The sequence below is a fragment of the Streptomyces sp. NPDC029466 genome, from assembly GCF_055574515.1.
In genome coordinates, this window is sequence record NZ_JBVHZH010000028.1 from 97,842 (window position 1) to 115,483 (window position 17,642).

At 69.7% G+C, this 17,642-nt stretch carries 13 protein-coding genes; 6 read left to right on the plus strand and 7 right to left on the minus strand.

The window, feature by feature from the left end:
* Nucleotides 1–4 precede the first annotated feature (4 nt).
* Nucleotides 5–1,144, plus strand: coding sequence for an ABC transporter ATP-binding protein (locus tag ACZ4XD_RS21920; protein WP_468044447.1), 1,140 nt, complete (start codon nucleotides 5–7; stop codon nucleotides 1,142–1,144).
* Nucleotides 1,145–1,238: 94 nt separating this feature from the next.
* On the opposite strand, the gene ACZ4XD_RS21925 is transcribed toward ACZ4XD_RS21920, so the two are convergent.
* Nucleotides 1,239–2,357: an ABC transporter ATP-binding protein gene (locus tag ACZ4XD_RS21925; protein WP_468044449.1), complete on the minus strand. Its 1,119-nt coding sequence runs from the start codon at nucleotides 2,355–2,357 to the stop codon at nucleotides 1,239–1,241.
* A gap of 143 nt (nucleotides 2,358–2,500) precedes the next feature.
* Here ACZ4XD_RS21925 and ACZ4XD_RS21930 point away from each other — a divergent pair, with 143 nt between their 5' ends.
* On the plus strand, nucleotides 2,501–3,703 hold the full coding sequence (locus tag ACZ4XD_RS21930) for an RNA-guided endonuclease InsQ/TnpB family protein (protein ID WP_468044451.1): 1,203 nt from the start codon (nucleotides 2,501–2,503) through the stop codon (nucleotides 3,701–3,703).
* Between the two features lie 25 nt (nucleotides 3,704–3,728).
* On the opposite strand, the gene ACZ4XD_RS21935 is transcribed toward ACZ4XD_RS21930, so the two are convergent.
* The 6 genes from ACZ4XD_RS21935 to ACZ4XD_RS21960 form a co-directional block, all read right to left on the minus strand.
* Nucleotides 3,729–4,754 (minus strand): ABC transporter ATP-binding protein, encoded by a 1,026-nt coding sequence (locus ACZ4XD_RS21935; protein ID WP_468044453.1) that lies wholly within the window; start codon nucleotides 4,752–4,754, stop codon nucleotides 3,729–3,731.
* 11 nt (nucleotides 4,755–4,765) lie between these two features.
* Nucleotides 4,766–5,755, minus strand: a complete 990-nt coding sequence (locus ACZ4XD_RS21940; RefSeq protein WP_398828973.1) for an ABC transporter permease — start codon at nucleotides 5,753–5,755, stop codon at nucleotides 4,766–4,768.
* On the minus strand, nucleotides 5,748–6,671 hold the full coding sequence (locus tag ACZ4XD_RS21945; RefSeq protein ID WP_468044456.1) for an ABC transporter permease: 924 nt from the start codon (nucleotides 6,669–6,671) through the stop codon (nucleotides 5,748–5,750). Before ACZ4XD_RS21945 ends, ACZ4XD_RS21940 begins: the two co-directional genes overlap by 8 nt.
* Before the next feature lie 40 nt (nucleotides 6,672–6,711).
* Complete coding sequence (locus ACZ4XD_RS21950) at nucleotides 6,712–8,331, minus strand: peptide ABC transporter substrate-binding protein (protein ID WP_468044458.1); 1,620 nt, start codon at nucleotides 8,329–8,331, stop codon at nucleotides 6,712–6,714.
* 280 nt (nucleotides 8,332–8,611) lie between these two features.
* On the minus strand, nucleotides 8,612–10,516 hold the full coding sequence (gene typA / locus ACZ4XD_RS21955; RefSeq protein WP_468044460.1) for a translational GTPase TypA: 1,905 nt from the start codon (nucleotides 10,514–10,516) through the stop codon (nucleotides 8,612–8,614).
* Between the two features lie 184 nt (nucleotides 10,517–10,700).
* Complete coding sequence (locus ACZ4XD_RS21960) at nucleotides 10,701–13,085, minus strand: ABC transporter family substrate-binding protein (protein WP_468044462.1); 2,385 nt, start codon at nucleotides 13,083–13,085, stop codon at nucleotides 10,701–10,703.
* Nucleotides 13,086–13,492: 407 nt separating this feature from the next.
* Here ACZ4XD_RS21960 and ACZ4XD_RS21965 point away from each other — a divergent pair, with 407 nt between their 5' ends.
* From ACZ4XD_RS21965 to ACZ4XD_RS21980, 4 genes are all read left to right on the plus strand, one after another.
* Complete coding sequence (locus ACZ4XD_RS21965; RefSeq protein ID WP_468044464.1) at nucleotides 13,493–13,792, plus strand: hypothetical protein; 300 nt, start codon at nucleotides 13,493–13,495, stop codon at nucleotides 13,790–13,792.
* Between the two features lie 114 nt (nucleotides 13,793–13,906).
* Nucleotides 13,907–14,734: a hypothetical protein gene (locus ACZ4XD_RS21970; protein WP_468044466.1), complete on the plus strand. Its 828-nt coding sequence runs from the start codon at nucleotides 13,907–13,909 to the stop codon at nucleotides 14,732–14,734.
* A 34-nt stretch (nucleotides 14,735–14,768) separates the two neighbouring features.
* The gene (locus tag ACZ4XD_RS21975) at nucleotides 14,769–16,712 is read left to right on the plus strand and encodes a fumarate reductase/succinate dehydrogenase flavoprotein subunit (protein ID WP_468044468.1); all 1,944 of its coding nucleotides are present in this window, start codon (nucleotides 14,769–14,771) and stop codon (nucleotides 16,710–16,712) included.
* Nucleotides 16,709–17,506 carry a succinate dehydrogenase/fumarate reductase iron-sulfur subunit gene (locus ACZ4XD_RS21980; RefSeq protein WP_468044470.1) on the plus strand — a complete coding sequence of 266 codons (798 nt, stop codon included), beginning with the start codon at nucleotides 16,709–16,711 and terminating at the stop codon, nucleotides 17,504–17,506. The genes ACZ4XD_RS21975 and ACZ4XD_RS21980 overlap by 4 nt, the downstream gene beginning before the upstream one ends.
* Nucleotides 17,507–17,642: the final 136 nt, after the last annotated feature.

Genomic DNA, 17,642 nt, shown 5'->3' on the forward strand with positions numbered 1-17,642 from the left:
CACCATGGCAGAGAACGTCACCCTCCCGGCGCCCCGTGACGCCGCGCCCGCCCAGGGCGAGCCGCTGCTCACCGCCGAGGGCCTCACCAAGCACTTCCCGATCCACGGCGGCTTCCCGTTCAAGCGGAAGGTCGGCGCGGTCCAGGCGGTCGACGGCGTCGACCTGACCGTGCACGCCGGTGAGAGCTTCGGTCTGGTCGGTGAGTCGGGCTGCGGCAAGTCCACCACCGGACGGCTGCTCACCCGGCTCATGGAGCCGACCTCCGGCAAGATCACCTACGCGGGCCGGGACATCACCCACGCGGGCCGCAAGGAGCTGGCGCCGATCCGCTCCGAGATCCAGATGATCTTCCAGGACCCGTATGCCTCGCTGAACCCGCGGCAGACCGTCGGCACCATCATCGGCGGCCCGATGGAGATCAACGGGATCAACCCGCCCGGTGGCCGGGAGAAGCGGGTCCAGGAACTCCTGGAGACGGTCGGTCTCAACCCCGAGCACTACAACCGCTTCCCGCACGAGTTCTCCGGCGGTCAGCGCCAGCGCATCGGGGTGGCCCGGGCGCTCGCCCTGGAGCCGAAGCTGATCGTCGCGGACGAGCCGGTCTCCGCGCTCGATGTCTCGATCCAGGCGCAGGTCGTCAACCTGCTCCAGAAGCTCCAGCGGGAACTGGGCATCGCGTTCCTGTTCATCGCCCACGACCTGGCGGTCGTGCGGCACTTCAGCGAGCGGGTCGCGGTGATGTACCTCGGCAAGATCGTCGAGGTCGGCACCCGCGACGAGATCTACCACCGGCCGCGCCACCCCTACACCCACGCGCTGCTCTCGGCGGTGCCCGAGGCCAAGCTGGCGGAGGACGAGGAGGAGGACCGCGAGCGCATCCGCCTCGCCGGTGACGTCCCCTCCCCGGTCAACCCGCCCTCCGGCTGCCGGTTCCGTACGCGGTGCTGGAAGGCGCAGGACAAGTGCGCCACCGAGGAGCCGCCGCTCGTGCGGATCGGCGGGAACGAGGCCGGGCACCTCACCGCGTGCCACTTCCCCGAGGAGCCGACGACCGCGGCCCGCGGCGAGGACATCATCCTCGACCCGGCGCTGGCCGCGATCGAGGAGTCCGCGGCGGCCGAGGACGCCGACCCGGCCGAGTAACCCTCCGTCCGGAGCCGGAGCCCGCTTCCCCTACGGGAGGCGGGCTCTTCGGCGTCTGCGCCTCCGGCCGCGCACAGCCGTCCGGCCCGTACGGCTACTCGCTCGGCACCACGTGCCGCTCCTCGGCGAAGTGACAGGCCGAGGCGTGCCCGGCCGGGCTCGCCGTCCCGCGGAACTCCGCGGGCACGTCCAGCGGCGGTACCACGTCGGCGCACAGCTGCCGGGCCTTCCAGCAGCGGGTGCGGAAGCGGCAGCCGGAGGGCGGGTTCGCGGGGGACGGGACATCGCCGGCCAGCAGGATGCGGTCCCGGTGGGTGCGGGCGTCCGGATCGGGGACGGGCACGGCGGACAGCAGGGCCTGGGTGTACGGGTGCGTGGGGTGGTCGTAGATCTGCTCCTGGGTGCCGGTCTCGGCCAGCCGCCCCAGGTACATCACCGCGACCCGGTCGGAGATGTGCCGTACGACGGACAGATCGTGGGCGATGAAGAGGTACGACAGCGCGAACTCCCGCTGCAACTGCTCCAGCAGATTGACCACTTGCGCCTGGACCGAGACATCCAGCGCGGAGACCGGCTCATCGGCGACGATGATCTCCGGGCGCAGCGCCAGGCCGCGGGCGATCCCGATGCGCTGGCGCTGGCCGCCGGAGAACTGGTGCGGGTAGCGGTTGATGAACTCGGGGTTGAGCCCTACCACTTCCAGGAGTTCCTGGACCTTTCTGCGGCGGTCCCGCTTAGGGGCCGCCTCGGGGTGGATCTCGTAGGGCTCGCCGATGATGTCGCCGACGGTCATCCGGGGGTTCAGGGAGGTGTAGGGGTCCTGGAACACCATCTGGATGTTGCGGCGTACGGCCCGCAGCGCGCGGGCCGAGAGGGTGCTGAGGTCCTCGCCCCGGTAACGGATCTGACCGGACGTCGGACGTTCGAGGCCGACCAGCAGCCTCGCGACGGTGGACTTGCCGCAGCCCGATTCACCGACGATGCCGAGCGTCTCGCCCTGGTGGAGGTCGAAGGAGACCCCGTCGACGGCCTTGACCGCGCCGATCTGCTTCCGGAAGAGCACCCCCCGGGTGAGCGGGAAGTGTTTGACCAGGTCGCGGATCTCCAGGATCGGGGTCCCGGGGCCGGCCGCCCGCGCGGCGCCGTCCCCGAACTGCTGGGGTCGGCCGGGCTCCGCGTCGTCCACTGCGCGGCAACCACCACCGTGCTCCATCGGAGGTCCTGGCAGAGGGTCCCTATCGTCAGGCGAGGGGGGAATGCCTTCTTTCAATGGCTCTGACCTCGGCTTTCGGCATGGAGTTGAAGTGTTGTCAGTGGTGACCCGTAGGTTGGCCAGGTGAGGGGAGGAGAGCAACCGTGCGCCGTAGCTACAAGTTCTTGTTGAGGCCGACGGTGGGCCAGCAGGGCGCGCTGGTGGCGATGCTCGCGGATCATTGCGACCTCTACAACGCAGCATTGCAGGAGCGGCGGGACGCCTGGCGGCACTCTTCGAAGACGACGGTCCGGTACAGCGACCAGTCCGCGCAGCTCAAGGGCATCCGGACCGTCGTCCCCGAGCAGGCCCGCTGGTCGTTCTCCTCCCAGCAGGCGACGCTGCGCCGGTTGAACAAGGCGTTCGAGGCCTTCTTCCGCCGCGTGAAGTCTGGGGATACTCCGGGGTACCCCCGGTTTCGGTCCCGGGCGCGGTTCGACACGGTGGAATTTCCGAAGGACGGCGATGGTTGCCGCTGGGACTCCACCCCGCGCGGCGGGGCTACCCGCGTCCGTCTCCAGGGTATCGGTCACGTTCGCGTCCACCAGCACCGGCCAGTCAGGGGTCGGGTCAAGACGGTGAGCGTCAAACGTCAAGGCCGCAAGTGGTTCGTGGTGCTGTCCTGTGATGACGTGCCCCCTGAGCTGCTGCCCGCCTCCGGGCGCGAGATCGCCATCGACATGGGCACCACCCACTTCCTGACCACTACCGACGGCGTACACATCGAGAACCCGCGCCTGCTCACCAAGGCCGCTGCCGAACTGGTTGCCGCGCAGCGGAACCTCGGCCACTTCCCGAAACAGGGCAAGGCGAAGAACCGCACGAAGAAGCACCGCCAGGCCGTACGGCGGGTCGCGAAGCTGCACGCGAAGATCCGCCGTCAGCGTCTCGACCACGCACACAAGACCGCTAACTTCGTGGTACGTGACGCGGACGTGATCGCCCACGAACGCCTCGACATCTCGAACATGACGCGCCGCCCAAAGCGCAGGCCCGGCAAGGACGGCACCTTCGAGCCGAACGGGGCCGCCGCAAAAGCCGGCCTCAACAGAGCTATCTTGGACGCGGGTTGGGGGGTGTTCCTCGCGGTCTTGACCGCCAAGGCAGAGTGCGCCGGGCGTCGACTGATCGCGGTGGACCCCCGCAACACTTCCCGCACCTGTCCGCTGTGCGGGCATGTGTCGGCGCAGAACCGCGACGGGGAGGGCTTCAAATGCACCGCCTGCGGTCTCATTGAGCACGCGGACACGGTCGGTGCGCTCAACACAGCGATCAGGGCCGGGCTGGCCCTCTGCGCGGCGACATAGCCAACGACGCAGGAAGCCCGCCGCTTCAGCGGTGAGTGGAGTCACCGAGGGTCTCCTTCCAGAAGTGGCAGGCGCTGGCCCGGCCGGGGCCGGCCTCGTACAGCGGCGGCGGATCGGTGCGGCAGATGTCCTGGGCCAGCGGGCAGCGCGGGTGGAAGGGGCAACCGGGCGGGATGGCCGTCAGGCTGGGCGGCAGGCCCTTGATCGCGTAGAGCCGCCGCCCCTTGCGGTCCAGCCGCGGGACGGAATCCAGCAGTCCGCGGGTGTACGGGTGGGCGGGCGCCCGGTAGAGCTGGTGAACGGGGGCGGTCTCCACGATCCGGCCGGCGTACATCACCGCGATCGTGTCGGCGACGTCGGCGACCACCCCCAGGTCGTGGGTGATCAGGATCAGCCCCATGGTCAGCTCGCGCTGGAGCTCGGCCAGCAGGTCCATCACCTGCGCCTGGACGGTGACGTCCAGTGCCGTGGTCGGCTCGTCCGCGATGATCAGGTCCGGGCCGAGGGCCAGCGCCATGGCGATCATGATGCGCTGGCGCATCCCGCCGGAGAACTGGTGCGGATAGTCGCCCACCCGCTCCCTGGCCGCCGGGATGCCGACCCGCTCCATCAGCTCCACCGCTTTGCCGCGGGCGTCCTTACGGGACATCCCCTCGTGGACCTGGAACATCTCCCCGAGCTGGGCGCCGACGCCGATGACCGGGTTCAGCGCGGACAGCGCGTCCTGGAAGATCATCGCCATCTTCGCGCCGCGGACCTTGCGCCGTTCGTCCTTGCGCAGGGTGAGCAGATCCCGCCCCTGGAAGATGACTTCGCCGCCGGTGACGCGTCCCGGCGGGGAGTCGAGGATGCCCATCACGGCCTGGGCGGTGACGGACTTCCCCGAGCCGGACTCGCCGAGCACCGCCAGCGTCTGTCCGGGCGCCACGCGGTAGCTGACGCCGTTGACGGCCTTGGCCACGCCGTCCCGGGTACGGAACTCGACCCGCAGGTCCCGCACGTCGAGCAGGGCCGTGGCGGCGCCGGTGGACCGCGCGTCCTGGTTCGTCATCTTCCGGCTCCTCAGCGCAACTTGGGGTCGAGGGCGTCGCGTACCGCGTCGCCGAGCAGGATGAACGCCAGCACCGTGATGCTCAGCGCGCCCGCGGGCCACAGCAGCATGTGCGGCGCGCTGCGGATGTAGGGGGAGGCCGTGGAGATATCGATGCCCCAGGAGACGGTGGGCGGCTTCAGGCCCGCGCCGAGGTACGAGAGCGTCGCCTCCAGCGCGATGAAGGTGCCGAGGGCGATGGTGGCGACGACGATGACCGGCGCGACGGCGTTCGGCGCGATGTGCCGCAGCAGCAGCCGCCGGTTGCCCGCGCCCAGCGCCCGCGCGGCCTGGACGTAGTCGTTCTGTTTGGCGGTGACGACGGAGCCGCGGGCGATACGGGAGATCTGCGGCCAGCCGAGCAGCACGATGAAGCCGACCACCGGCCAGACCGTGGTGCTGGTGACCATGGAGAGGAAGACCAGACCGCCGAGGATCACCGGGATGCCGAAGAAGATGTCGGCGAGCCGGGAGAGCAGGGTGTCGCCCCAGCCGCCGAAGAACCCGGCCAGTCCGCCCAGCAGGCTGCCGAGCAGCGCCGCACCGGTGGTGGCGCAGACGCCGACGGTGATGGAGGCGCGGGCCCCGTAGACGACCCGGGTGTAGACGTCCCGGCCCTGGGTGTCGAAGCCGAAGGGGTGGCCGGGCTGGGAGCCCTGCTGCGCCTTGGCGAGGTCGGCGCGGTAGGGGTTGCCGGTGGCGATCAGCTGCGGCCAGATCGCGATGACCACCAGGAAGAGGATGACCAGCGCGGAGAGCACGAAGACCGGGTTGCGGCACAGGTCGTGCCAGGCGTCGCTCCACAGACTGCGCGGCTTGCCGACGGGGGCCCCGGGTGGCCCGGCGCCGGGCGGGGCCGCACCGGGCCGCCGTTCCAGCGACTCCGCCTCGCCGATGGCCAGTGCGGCGGACCCGCCGTCGCCGTGGCCGATGGCTTCCTTGGGGACGTAGGACTCAGGCATAGCGGATCCTCGGGTCGAGGACGGCGTACAGCAGGTCGACGAGGAGGTTCGCGAGCAGGAAGACCAGCACCAGGATCGTCACGAAGCCCACGACGGTCGGCGAGTTCTGCCGCAGGATGCCCTGGTAGAGCTGGTATCCGACGCCGTGGATGTTGAAGATGCGCTCGGTGACGATCGCGCCGCCCATCAGGGCGCCGATGTCCGTGCCGATGAAGGTGACGACCGGGATCAGCGAATTGCGCAGCAGATGGCGGGTGATGACGCGATGCCGGGGCAGGCCCTTGGCGAGGGCGGTGCGGACGTAGTCGGCGCGGGCGTTCTCCGCGATCGAGGTCCGGGTCAGCCGGGTGACGTAGGCGAGCGAGACCAGCGCCAGCACCAGCCCCGGCAGCAGGAGTTCGTTCAGCGGCGCCTCGGGGGCGACGGACGGCGCGGCCCAGGCCCACTGCACCCCGAACAGGAACTGGAGCAGATAGCCGCTGACGAAGGTCGGGATGGACACCACGACGAGGGTGAGGACCAGCACCGTGGTGTCGATGTCCCGGCCGCGCCGCAGCCCGCTGAACACCCCCAGCACGATGCCCACCAGCATCTCGATGACGACGGCGACCAGGGCCAGCCGCAGCGTCACGGGAAAGGCGGAGCCCATCAGTTCGGTGACCGACTGGCCGTTGAAGGCGGTGCCGAAATTGCCCTGGAAGATCTGCCCCATGTAGTGCAGATACTGCTTCCACAACGGTTCATCGAGGTACAGGTCGCGGCGGATTCGGGCGGCGGTGGCGGGGTCGGGGGCCCGGTCGCCGAACATCGCGGCCACGGGGTCGCCCAGGGCGTACACCATGAAGAAGATGAGAAAGGTGCTGCCGATGAACACCGGGATCATCTGGAGCAGCCGGCGGATCACATAGCGGCCCATGAAGCACCGGCCTCCCTCGCCCCGCGGCCCGTGGGCACGGTCAGTTGACCTTGATCTCGTTGTAGACCGGCACGCTGAACGGATTCAGTGCGACATTGCTGATCCGGTCCGAATAGCCGCCGCTGCCGTTCTGGTACCAGAGCGGAATGGCCGGCATCTGGTCGGCGAGGATCTTCTCCGCGTCCTGGAAGGTCGCGACGGCCTTCTTCTGGTCCGTTTCCGCGTTCGCCTGGTTCACCAGCTTGTCGAAGGTGGCATTGCTGAACTTGCCGTCGTTGGCGGAGGCGTTGGTGTAGTACAGCGGCTGGAGGAAGTTCTGGATCAGTGGATAGTCCATCTGCCAGCCGGCCCGGAAGGGACCGCTCATCCGTCTGGCGGTGAGCTTGTTGCGGAAGTCGGCGAACGTGCCGACGGGGGCCCCGACACATGACTGGTCCTCTCCCAGCGACTTGTTGATGCTGTTGCAGAGGGCGTCGATCCAGTCCTTGTGGGAGCCCGTATCGGCGTTGTACGCGAGGGTGATTTTGCCGCCGGGGAGGCCGCCGCCCTCCTTGATCAGCTGTTTCGCCCTGGCCGCGTTGAATTCACAGGCTTCGCCGCACAGCCCGGTCTTGTACCCGCCCGCCGGCCCGAGCACCGGTGAGGTCCAGTCCGTGGCGGGCGTCCGGGTCTTCTGGAAGATCTCCCGGGTGATCTGGTCCCGGTCCATCGCCATCGACAGGCCACGGCGCACCTTCTCCGCGCCCGGCCGCGCCCACCGTTTGTCGTACATGGGAAAGGCGAGGGTCTGGATGATCCCGGCCGGCTGATTGATATAACGCCCGCCCAGATCCGCCCGCACGTTCTTCAGCTGTGCGGCGGGCACATCGTCGACGAGATCGAGGTTTCCCGCCTGGAGATCGGTATAGGCCGTGTTGTTGTCCGTATAGACCCGCAGATCGATTCCGCCGTTCCGCGCCGGATCGTCCCCCGGGTACTTGTCCCACTTCCGCATCCGCAGCACCGACCCCTTTTCGTAGGAGTCCACGGTGTACGGCCCGTTTCCGACCGGCTTCCCGATCCAGGCTTCATGGTCCCGGAAGAACGCCTGCGGCAATGGCATGAAGGCCGCGTAGCCCAGGGTGTCCGGCCAGCTGGAGAACTTCTGGTTGAGCTTGACGGTGAAGGTCCGGTCGTCCTTGACCACCAGCCCCGACAGGGTCTTTGCCTGCGGGGTTCCCTTGTCCGGATGGACCTGGGCGAAGCCGTCGATGTACTGGAAGAACGGTGCGTTCTTCTGCTTGTTGCTCAGCAGCGCGCCATAATTCCAGGCGTCCACGAAGGACTTGGCGGTGACCTTTTCCCCATTACTGAAGGTCCAGCCGTCCTTCAGCGTCACCGTGAAATTCTGCGAATCCTTCGTCTCGATCCGGTCCGCGATCACATTCTCCGCGGCGCCGGTCTTCGGGTTGTAGCGCTTGAGCCCCCGGAACAGCATTTCCAGGACCTTGCCGCCCTGGACCTCATTGGTGTTCGCCGGCTCCAGCGGATTCTGCGGATCCCCCCAGGAGGCGCTGACCACGCCGGAACGGCTCGCACCGCTCCCGCCCCCGCACGCCGTGGCCACGAGGGCGACGGCGACGGCGGATGCGCCCCACTTCGCGCACGTGGCTCTGCGCATGACGCCTCCTCAGCTCCGGGATCATGCCTAGGGCCACATGAGATCGCAAAGCGGGACGTACCGCACTTCGGCGGCGTGCGCCACTGCTCCGGAACCCGGAGAAACCCCTCGGATGCCCGATCGGGGGCGCCTCGGGGGCGCCCCCGAGGTCCCTCCATGTGAGGCACGGACCAGCCGGCCACCGACGACGAAGGGGCGCCCCTCGCGCAGAGGGGCGCCCCATCGTTTCGGGCTTTCGGGCCGGGAACCGGCGGCAGCCGTTACCGCTTGGCGCGGTCCTTTAGCGCTTCGCGCGGGAAGCCGTGCGGCCGCGCTCCTTCTGGTCCAGGACGACCTTGCGGATGCGCACGGCCTCCGGGGTCACCTCGACGCACTCGTCGTCGCGGCAGAACTCCAGGGACTGCTCCAGCGACAGCTTGCGCGGCGGCACGATCGCCTCGAACGAGTCGGCCGAGGAGGAGCGCATGTTGGTGAGCTTCTTCTCCTTGGTGATGTTCACGTCCATGTCGTCGGCGCGGGAGTTCTCGCCGACGATCATGCCCTCGTACACCTCGGTGCCGGGCTCGGTGAACAGCACACCGCGCTCCTGGAGGTTCGTCATCGCGAAGGCGGTGACGGCGCCGGAGCGGTCGGCGACCAGGGAGCCGTTGTTACGGGTGGTGAGCGTGCCGAACCACGGCTCGTGGCCCTCGTGGATCGAGTGCGCGATACCGGTGCCGCGGGTGTTGGTCAGGAACTCGGTACGGAAGCCGATCAGGCCGCGGGACGGGACGACGAACTCCATGCGGACCCAGCCGGAGCCGTGGTTGGACATGTTGTCCATCCGGCCCTTGCGGACACCCATCAGCTGGGTGACGGCGCCCATGTGCTCCTCGGGCACGTCGATGGTCATGCGCTCGACGGGCTCGTAGGTCTTGCCGTCGACCTCCTTGGTGACCACCTGCGGCTTGCCGATGGTCATCTCGAAGCCCTCACGGCGCATCTGCTCCACCAGGATGGCCAGCGCCAGCTCACCGCGGCCCTGCACCTCCCAGGCGTCGGGACGCTCGGTCTCCAGGACGCGCAGCGAGACGTTACCGATCAGCTCGCGCTCCAGGCGGTCCTTGACCTGGCGGGCGGTGACCTTGCGGTCCTTGACGGCGGCCTTGGCGTCCGCGCCCTTGCCGGTGCCGCCCCGGCCGACCAGCGGCGAGGTGTTGGTACCGATGGTCATGGAGATCGCCGGCTCGTCGACCGTGATCAGCGGCAGCGCGACCGGGTTCTCCGGGTCCGCCAGCGTCTCGCCGATCATGATGTCGGGGATACCGGCGACCGCGCAGATGTCGCCCGGGCCGGCCTTCTCGGCGGGCTTGCGGGTGAGCGCCTCGGTCATCATCAGCTCGGTGATGCGGACGTTGGAGATGGAGCCGTCCCGCTTGATCCACGCGACGCTCTGGCCCTTGGCCAGCTCACCCTGCTCGACGCGGAGCAGCGCGATACGGCCGAGGAAGTTGTCCGCGTCCAGGTTGGTGACGTGCGCCTGGAGCGGGGCGTCCGCGTCGTACTGCGGGGCCGGGACGGAGTCCAGGAGCGTGGTGAAGAACGGCTCCAGGTTGGTGCTGTCGGCCGGGACGGTGCCGTCCTCCGGCTTGGTCAGCGAGGCCACGCCGTCACGGGCGCAGGCGTAGACGATCGGGAACTCGATCTGGTCCTCGTCCGCGTCCAGGTCCAGGAACAGGTCGTAGGTCTCGTTGACGACCTCGTCGATCCGGGAGTCGGGGCGGTCGGTCTTGTTGATGCACAGGATGACCGGCATACGGGCCGCGAGGGCCTTGCGGAGCACGAAGCGGGTCTGCGGCAGCGGACCCTCGGAGGCGTCGACCAGCAGGACGACCGCGTCGACCATCGACAGACCGCGCTCGACCTCGCCACCGAAGTCGGCGTGGCCGGGGGTGTCGATGATGTTGATCGTGATCGGGTCCCCGCCGTCCTTGGGGTGATACTTCACCGCCGTGTTCTTGGCGAGGATCGTGATGCCCTTCTCACGCTCCAGGTCGTTGGAGTCCATCATCCGGTCGTCGAGCTTCTCGGCGGCGTGTTCGGCGAACGAACCGGCCTGCTTGAGCATGGCGTCGACGAGGGTCGTCTTCCCGTGGTCGACGTGGGCGACGATGGCAACGTTACGAATGTCGTGGCGGGTGGGCATACTGGCGGCGCTTCTCCCGGAATCGTGGGTGGCGACGCGTCCATTCGGTACGCGCGCCCGCCGGGCATAACGAAGCCACGGCCTCACCCCATCGTACGGGGCCGCGGCGGCAAAGGCCGCCGCGGCCCGTACATATGCGCTATGACCTGCGGATTCTTACCATTTATTCGCCCGGAGGCCACCCCTACTTCCGGTAGCCGATGTCCTGGAAGCGGGGCGTGGCGAAGCCGAAGGCGCCGACGTTGGCGAGCGACTTCTTCGTCGCGACCAGCTCGGGCCGCTGGTAGAGCGGAATCGAACCGGCGGCCGCCCAGATCCGGGCGTCGGCCTGCGCCACCAGCGTGTGCGAGGCGCCCTCGTCCAGCTCGGAGGCGGCCTGGTCGAAGAGCTGGTCGATGTGGTCGGTGCCGACCCGGGTGTAGTTCTGCTCGACGGTCAGCGAGCCGTCGGGCGCGGGCTGCGGCTTGGCGTAGATCGGGCGGGCGTCGGTCGCCGGGTAGGCGGTGCCGGGCCAGGAGTACAGCGCCAGGTCGTAGTCCCCGGAAGCGATGTGGTCCTGGAAGTAGCTGGCGTCGGAGACCCGCTGGAGGGAGGTCTGGACGCCGATCTTGCCGAGCATCGAGGCGATCCGCCGTCCGACGGTGCGCAGCTGCTCGGAGCCGGCGCCGTCGGGGAGCACGAAGCGCAGGGTGAGCGGCTTGCCGTTCTTCTTCACGGCGGCGATCCGGGACGTCTTGCCGTCGGCGGGCTGGGGTGCGGCCGCCGCGTCGGCGGCACGCTCGACGGCGGCGTGCCGGGCGCCCGGGTGCCCGCCGGACCCCGGCAGCGGCCCGGTCTGTCCGGTCTCCACCTGCTCGGCGGCACCGAGCGCCTCCGCCGCCCGCTTCTTGTACCGCTTGTACTTGGCGTATGCCGCGGACCCGGTGTCACCGTCCGCGTCGGCCTTCTCACTGGCGGCCGCCTGCTGGTAGAACGAGGCGCTCTGCCGCAGCAGGGCGGACTGCTGGACCTCCGAGCCGACCGCGCCGGTGAAGGACAGCGGGGCCTCGGCGGCGGCGGGCCGGTCGCCCCGGCCGGGCGCCCCGGCGTGACCGCGGCCGGCCCGCGCCGGGTTGCGGTCGTCGGAGCCGTCCGGCCCGTCCTCCGCGGAGTCGTCCCGGTAGTCGTCCTCGGCGTACCGGTCGTCCGGCCGCCCCTCGCCGTCCTCGTCCGGGTATCCGTCGGGCGCCGGTGCGCCCGGCTTCTCGCCGGCCTGCTGGTGGTCGGCGCCGTCGCTCTTCCAGCCGGCGTCCGCGAGCAGCGCCTTGGCCGCCCCGGAATCCTGCTCGCCGAGCGCGGCGCTGTGGTCCGCGTAGCCGTACTGCCCGGCCATCAGCAGATGGCTGCCGAGCGGCTTGGACGGCAGGTCGAGCGGCTTGAGGACGGTGTCCGCGAGGGCCTGCCGGTCCAGGGCCCGGGCCACCGCCCGGCGCACCCGGTCGTCGGCCAGCGGCCCGCTGCTGCCGTTGAGGGCGAGCTGGGTGTAGGCGGGCTCCAGCGCCTTGCGGATGGTGTAGCCGCGCAGGGCGGTGGTCTCCGCCGCGGCGGCCTTGGCGCCGGTACGGGCACCGGCCCGGGCGCCGTCGCCCTGCGGGCCCGCGTGGCCGTCGGCGGGCGCGCCGGAGGCGGCCGGACGCCGGGCGGAGGCGACCCGCTTCGCGGCGATCTGGTCGACCGCGGCGACATCGACGCTCCCCTCGGCCAGCGCCGCGGCCCGCCTGTCGCCGGGCAGGGACTGCAGCACGATCCGCTTGAGCTTGGCGGGCTCGCCCCACCACCGCGGGTTGCGGACGAGGATGACCCGTCCCTCCTTGACGTCCCGCTTCTGGACGAGGAACGGGCCGGCGCCGACCTGGAGCTGCTCCCGCGCGCCGTCGTTGAAGGCGTTGGCGCTGCCCATCACGCTCTTGGGGTAGAGCGGCGTGAACAGGGACCGCCAGTCGGCGTAGCGGCGGGCGAAGGTGACCTTGACCTCATGGGCGTTCGCGCCCTGTGCGACCTTGCCGATCCGGTCGTAGCCGGCGTTACGGGCGGTCCAGTAGGCGTTGCTCTTGCCGCGCAGCGCGGTCCACTGGGCGACGAAGTCCGCGGCGGTGATCGCCGTACCGTCGCTCCAGCGCGCCTTGGGGTTGATCTTGTAGGTGACGACCTGCTTGGGGTCCCGGCTGCTGACGTCCGCGGCGTCGAGGAAGTCGGCGTTGCGCTGCGGTCTGCCGCTGGCGTCGATGGTGAACATGCTGGGCAGCACCGCACCGGCGATCCGCGCGGTGGTCGCGTCGGCGTCGGACTGGAAGGCGTTGAGGGTGCCGGGCATCGCATCGACGGCCCAGCGCAGGGTGCCGCCGCTCTTCAGCTCGCCGCGGGGCGCCGGGGCGATGTCCTGGGACGCCGCGACGGACGCCTCCCGGTCGTCTTCGCTGCATCCGGTCAGGGCCGGCAGCGGGAGCAGCACCCCCGCCGCGATGAGCGCGGCACAGCGGCGTCTGCGGCACACCGCGCGGCGGCCTGCAAGGTGATCGTGGTCGGTCATGACGGTTACCTCCGGGCTCGCCCGCGCCGCGCCGAGCACCGCCTGGGGCTGACCGGCGCACCACGTTCGGCCGACTTTGCGGCTCATCACATCTATGGCACCCCTACTGAAAGCGACCGCGCCCGGACCGGCAGTCCGACACGGCGGCCACCGCACCAAGGCCACCCGCCCGGCCCAACACAGGGCCCGTGGGGCGGGTCACGGCGGGGTTCGCGGGGGTGCGGGCCGCCGTCCGCCGGCACCCGCTCCCGTATCGGCGTTCGACCTACGCCGGGGCGCATAGTTGCCGGAACGCACCGGTTCGAGTCGTAATCGCGCTGGACCCCTTCCCAACGCCTACTGTGACGCGCGACACTCTCGGGCGCATGAGATCGCCCACCACACCTTCAAAAGTGAGGGCACGTTATATGTCCCTACAGGACGCAATGACGGCGGTTGAGCGCAGCTTGGACGACCTGATCCGGTCGGTGGGAAAACTGGAGACGCAGCTCGGTGCCGGCCTGGACATCCGCCGGGTCCGTACGGACACCGACCATCTGCGCGAGAGTCTCACCCTGCTGAAGCAGAGCGTGGCGGCCGCTCCCCCCGCCCACCGGCGCACGCCCGAGGTCGAGATGGTGACGGTCTCCGACGCCCCCTACAACTCCGCGCTGTGGACCGACGCCCAGGACGAGGGCCTCGGCTCCAGGAACGGCCACGCGCCCTAGGGGAAATCCCCTGGTGGAGGCCCCTTAGGGGGTGGCTTCGCCCCACTCAGCCCCTACCCCGTTGCCGCCCCGGTGGAAGCCTTCCGGCCGGAGCGCCTTTCACGGAGACCGACGTTGGCCACTGGCACCGAACCCTCATCGCAAGCGGGCGCAACCGGCGTGCACGCCGCCTCGCGCGCCGCCATCCCCGCCCGTCATCTGCGCACCGACCGCTGGTGGCTGGCGCCGGCGTGCACCGCCGCCGGGCTGCTCGCGTTCATCGTCTACTCGACCTGGCGGGCCTTCGCGAACGCCGACTACTACGCCGCGCCCTATGTCTCGCCGTTCTACTCGCCCTGTCTGGCGGAGAACTGCCACACCATGCGCGGCGGTCCCAACTGGGAGATCTTCGGCAGCTGGTGGGGCCTGTCCCCCGCCCTGCTGATCCTGATCTTCCCGCTGGGCTTCCGGCTGACCTGCTACTACTACCGCAAGGCCTACTACCGCGGCTTCTGGGCCTCGCCGCCGGCCTGCGCGGTCGCCGAACCGCACAAGAAGTACACCGGTGAGACCCGCTTCCCGCTGATCCTGCAGAACATCCACCGCTACTTCTTCTACTTCGCGATCCTGGTCGCCGGTGTGCTGACCTACGACACCGCGCTGACCTTCCGTGACGAGCACTACGCCTGGGGCCACATGGGCCTGGGCACCCTCGTCTTCCTCGTCAACATCGTGCTGATCTGGGCGTACACCCTCTCCTGCCACTCCTGCCGGCACATCATCGGCGGCCGGCTGCGGCACTTCTCCAAGCACCCGGTGCGCTACCGGATGTGGGGCTGGGTCGGCAGGCTCAACGAGCGGCACATGCTGCTCGCCTGGTCCTCACTCATCAGCGTGGCCGCCGCGGACTTCTATGTCTTCCTGCTGGCCAGCGGGGCGTTCGCGGACCCGCGCTTCTTCTGACGACAACTTCTCCTAAGGAAAGGTGTGCCCCCTGATGGCGCATGTGGACCGGCAGGCATGGGACGTGGTCGTGGTGGGCGCCGGCGGCGCCGGACTGCGGGCCGCGATCGAGGCCCGCGAAGCCGGTATGCGGACGGCCGTGATCTGCAAGTCCCTGTTCGGCAAGGCCCATACGGTGATGGCCGAGGGCGGGATCGCGGCCAGCATGGGCAACGCCAACGAGCATGACAACTGGCAGGTCCACTTCCGGGACACCATGCGCGGCGGCAAGTTCCTCAACCAGTGGCGGATGGCCGAGCTGCACGCCCGGGAGGCGCCCGACCGGGTGTGGGAGCTGGAGACCTGGGGCGCGCTCTTCGACCGGACCGCCGACGGCCGGATCTCCCAGCGCAACTTCGGCGGCCACGAGTACCCGCGCCTCGCGCATGTCGGCGACCGTACGGGCCTGGAGCTGATCCGTACCCTCCAGCAGAAGATCGTCTCGCTCCAGCAGGAGGACGAGAAGGAATTCGGCGCGTACGACGCCCGGTTGAAGGTCTTCCAGGAGTGCACGGTCACCCGCGTCCTCAAGACGGACGGCCGGGTGTCCGGCGCGTTCTGCTACGAGCGGGAGTCCGGCCGCTTCTTCGTGCTGGAGGCACCCGCTGTGGTGCTGGCCACCGGCGGTATCGGCAAGTCCTTCAAGGTGACCTCGAACTCCTGGGAGTACACCGGCGACGGCCATGCGCTGGCGCTGCTGGCCGGGGCGCCGCTGATCAATATGGAGTTCGTGCAGTTCCACCCCACCGGCATGGTCTGGCCGCCGTCGGTGAAGGGCATCCTGGTCACCGAATCCGTCCGCGGCGACGGCGGGGTGCTGCGCAACAGCGACGGCAAACGCTTCATGTTCGACTACATCCCGGACGTCTTCAAGGAGAAGTACGCGGAGACCGAGGACGAGGGCGACCGCTGGTACGAGGACCCGGAGCACAACCGCCGCCCGCCCGAGCTGCTGCCCCGCGACGAGGTGGCGCGGGCCATCAACGCCGAGGTCAAGGCGGGCCGCGGCTCCCCGCACGGCGGCGTCTATCTGGATGTCTCCACCCGGATGCCGGCCGAGGTGATCACACGCCGGCTGCCCTCGATGCACCACCAGTTCAAGGAACTGGCGGATGTGGACATCACCGCCGAACCGATGGAGGTCGGCCCGACCTGTCACTACGTGATGGGCGGTGTGGACGTCGATCCGGACACCGCGGCGGCGACCGGGGTGCCGGGGCTGTTCGCGGCCGGTGAGGTGGCCGGCGGGATGCACGGCTCCAACCGGCTGGGCGGCAATTCGCTGTCCGATTTGCTGGTCTTCGGCCGCCGGGCCGGGCTGCACGCGGCCGAGTACGCGGCGTCGCTGGCCGACCGGCCGGTGCCCGATCCGCTCCAGATCGACACGGCGGAGGCGGAGGCGCTGCGCCCGTTCAGCGCCGAGGACACCGGCGATGGCGTGGCCGCCGGCCGGGTCCCGGCGGAGAACCCGTACACCCTGCACCAGGAGCTCCAGCAGGCGATGAACGACCTGGTCGGCATCATCCGCAAGGAGAGCGAGATGTTCGAGGCGCTCAAGCGGCTGGCCGATCTGCGGGTACGGGCCCGGCGGGCCGGCGTCGAGGGGCACCGGCAGTACAACCCGGGCTGGCATCTCTCGCTCGATCTGCGGAACATGCTGCTGGTCAGCGAGTGTGTGGCGCGGGCGGCGCTGGAGCGCGAGGAGAGCCGCGGCGGGCACACCCGCGACGACCATCCGGCGATGGACCGGCACTGGCGCCAGATCAACCTGGTCTGCGAACTCGCCGATCCGCAGGGCGATTCCCGGGCCGCTGACCCGGCGCTGGGCCAGATCCGGCTGTCCCGCCGGGAGAATCCGCCGATCCGCCGCGATCTGCTGGAACTGTTCGAGAAGGACGAGCTGGCGAAGTATCTGACCGACGAGGAGCTGAGCCGGTGAGCCAGGCGCAGACAGAGCAGCAGTCCGGGACCTACCAGGCGCACTTCCGGGTCTGGCGGGGCGACGCGGACGCCGGGGAGCTGGTGGATTTCACCGTCGAGGTGCACGAGGGCGAGGTGGTGCTGGACATCGTGCACCGGCTCCAGGCGACCCAGGCGCCCGATCTCGCGGTGCGCTGGAACTGCAAGGCGGGCAAGTGCGGTTCGTGCAGCGCGGAGATCAACGGGCGGCCGCGGCTGATGTGTATGACCCGGATGTCGGTCTTCGAGCGTACGGAGACCCTCACGATCACCCCGCTGCGGGCCTTCCCGGTCGTCCGTGACCTGGTCACCGATGTGTCCTTCAACTACGCCAAGGCCCGTGAGATCCCGTCGTTCGTGCCGCCCGCGGAGCTGGCGCCCGGTGAGTACCGGATGCAGCAGGAGGACGTCGGCCGCTCGCAGGAGTTCCGTAAGTGCATCGAGTGCTTCCTGTGCCAGGACACCTGCCATGTGGTGCGTGACCACGAGGAGAACAAGGCGGCGTTCGCCGGTCCGCGCTTCCTGATGCGGATCGCCGAGCTCGATATGCACCCGCTGGACGCGGCGCCGGCGTCGGGGATCGACCGCAAGGCGACCGCGCAGGACGAGCACGGGCTGGGCTACTGCAACATCACCAAGTGCTGTACCGAGGTCTGCCCCGAGAACATCAAGATCACCGACAATGCGCTGATCCCGCTGAAGGAGCGCGCCGCGGACCGTAAGTACGACCCGCTGGTGTGGCTCGGGAACAAGATCCGGCGCCGTACCGAATGATCCGGTGACGGGTGCGGGGGGGGGGGGGGGGGGGGCGGGCCCCGCGGTGCGCGCGGCCGGGTTTTTGAACCAGAGCCACCTCTCCGAACAGGGCCGGCACGGCCCCCGCCGGATCCCCCACCGTCCGCCCCCCCTC